We start from the raw sequence: 2159 nt of genomic DNA, 5'->3' as shown, positions 1-2159 counted from the left end.
TAGATTCTGACATTGCAGAGAGTTCGCGATCTTGGGGTAGCGCGATCTGACTGTCTGTTAGCGCGGAGCCGCCCCACAGACTAAGATCGAAGCTCACCACCTGATGGGCAATGACACTAACTGCTGTGGCGATCGTCTTCGCTGCTGCTAGTTCCCGCCGATGACGCTGTTGATAGTCAAAAGAGAGGGCATGACAACTGTAACCTTCACTTTTTGCTAGATACAACACCGTAGAGGAATCCAAGCCACCTGAGAGGAGAATAACTGCTTTCACAACCGCTAATAAATGAGAACTGAATTAACTCTCCATTCTAACTTTTCTCGATCGATCTCAGGGCACGAGGATCCGGGGACATTACCTGACATTACTTATTACCCACCGTTAACCATTACCTATTACCTAAAACATGCAGTTTAGGAACATAAACAAAACTTTTTGGTTCTTTACAATCATGATGCTGTGATAGTATCGGGATTAATGGGATCGTTAATGTAGCCAATGATTGACAGCGATCGCGAAATCGAGTCAAGTCCAGCGCTCAACTCGATCGCGCAGGTGAAGACCGATAACTAAATTCGTAGTGGTGGAGGAGTATATTTTAGAGTGAAAAATAGCATGTCAACCAGACAGTTAGACACAGAAATTCAGTCGGGATCGCCCCAGCCACTGAAGGTAGGACTCATCGGGATCGGAAATATGGGACAACACCATGCACGAGTGTTGAGCCTACTCAAAAACGTCAAACTGGTTGGCATCGCCGATGTCAATGTCGAGCATGGTTTAGAAGCCGCGAGTAAGTACAAAGCTAGATTTTATGAAGACTATCGGGATCTGATCCCCCAAGTCGATGCTGTTTGTATTGCCGTCCCGACGAGATTGCACTATGAAGTCGGTATTGCTTGTCTTGAAGCTGGCATCCACGTCCTGATCGAAAAACCGATCGCCGCTACGATCGCCGAAGCAGAAGCTTTAGTCAATGCTGCGGCTGAGTCCCAGTGTATTTTGCAAGTCGGACACATCGAACGCTTTAACCCTGTCTTCCAAGAACTCAGCCAAGTCCTCAAAACTGAGAAAGTTTTAGCACTCGAAGCACACCGGATGAGTCCTTATTCAAATAGGGCAAACGATGTCTCTGTCGTCTTGGACTTGATGATTCATGACATCGATCTCTTAATGGAACTCGCTGGTGCTCCAGTTGTCGGCTTGACGGCTAGCGGTAGCCGTTGTCCCGAATCCAAATATCTCGACTATGTAACCGCCACCCTCGGCTTTGCCAATGGTGTGGTCGCCACCCTAACAGCCAGTAAAGTCACCCACCGCAAAACCCGCTCGATCGCGGCTCACTGTCGCCAGTCTTTAACGGAAGCAAACTTCCTCAGCAATGAAATCTCCATCCACCGTCACAATGCCGATTTACTCAATGAGTATCACCAAGGCTTATACCGCCAGGATGGATTGATTGAGAAAGTTTATGTCAAAAATATCGAGCCGCTATATGCAGAATTGGAGCATTTTGTCAACTGTGTTAGGTGCGGCAGCGAACCATCTGTCGGTGGCGAACAGGCGCTCAAAGCTCTGCGTCTGGCTACGTTAATCGAACAGATGGCATTGGATGGCAAAGTCTGGAAATTAGCCGATCGCGATCGCACTGAGCTGCTTACTAAGTAGGGATTCGATTGAATTGATAGGGCGATCGTCATTTCCTTGATGTTCGCCCACGTCCAGACTGCTAGTTTTAGCATCCTATTACCACGATCGATCTGGATAATTGGAGTTAAGTAGACTCGGTAGCTAGATCGATCGAGACATCCGCCTAAATCTATTTGAGTGTAAAATCTAAGTCTAGCCCACAAAATTTCACCAACTGTATGCCCGATCGGGAAGAATTACCGGATTTAGAGCAGATCGAACGCGATTTGCGCGATCGCGCCTTGAATAAGCAAAAAGTGGCACTAGACACACTAGCAAAAGTCTCTGCCGATATTGCCGTGCCAATTCTTGCCCGCTTACTGGCGTCGAGTGACTTTATGCAGCGACGAGTTGCCGTGATGGGTTTGGGCAATCATTTGGTGGAGCCATCGTTTGAATTACTAGCCGGAGTGCTAAAAAACGATCGCGATCCGAATGTAATGGGTGAAGCGGCAAATTCGATCTTTGA

General features: G+C 47.6%; 3 protein-coding genes. 2 read left to right on the top strand and 1 reads right to left on the bottom strand.

Annotation, left to right across the window (positions count from 1 at the left end; translation table 11 throughout):
* Nucleotides 1-274, bottom strand: a 274-nt coding sequence (locus tag RMO35_RS15880; RefSeq protein WP_309742298.1) for a 7-cyano-7-deazaguanine synthase, incomplete at its 3' end; no start/stop codon positions are given.
* Between the two features lie 342 nt (nt 275-616).
* On the opposite strand from RMO35_RS15880, the gene RMO35_RS15875 reads away from it, so the two are divergent.
* Together RMO35_RS15875 and RMO35_RS15870 are read left to right on the top strand one after the other, a co-directional pair.
* Nucleotides 617-1669, top strand: coding sequence for a Gfo/Idh/MocA family oxidoreductase (locus RMO35_RS15875; protein WP_309742297.1), 1053 nt, complete (start codon nt 617-619; stop codon nt 1667-1669).
* A 155-nt stretch (nt 1670-1824) separates the two neighbouring features.
* Nucleotides 1825-2159: HEAT repeat domain-containing protein (locus tag RMO35_RS15870; protein WP_396135682.1), on the top strand; the 335-nt coding region annotated here is incomplete at its 3' end.

It is taken from the genome of Chamaesiphon sp. OTE_20_metabat_361 (assembly GCF_031364565.1).
The sequence above is the reverse complement of the archived record's forward strand: the minus strand, read 5'-3'. Positions and strand labels throughout refer to the sequence as shown.

Bases quoted from the DNA above. Each gene is read 5' to 3' on its own strand.
- RMO35_RS15875 (WP_309742297.1), top strand. From the start codon at position 617: ATGTCAACCAGACAGTTAGACACAGAAATTCAGTCGGGATCGCCCCAG.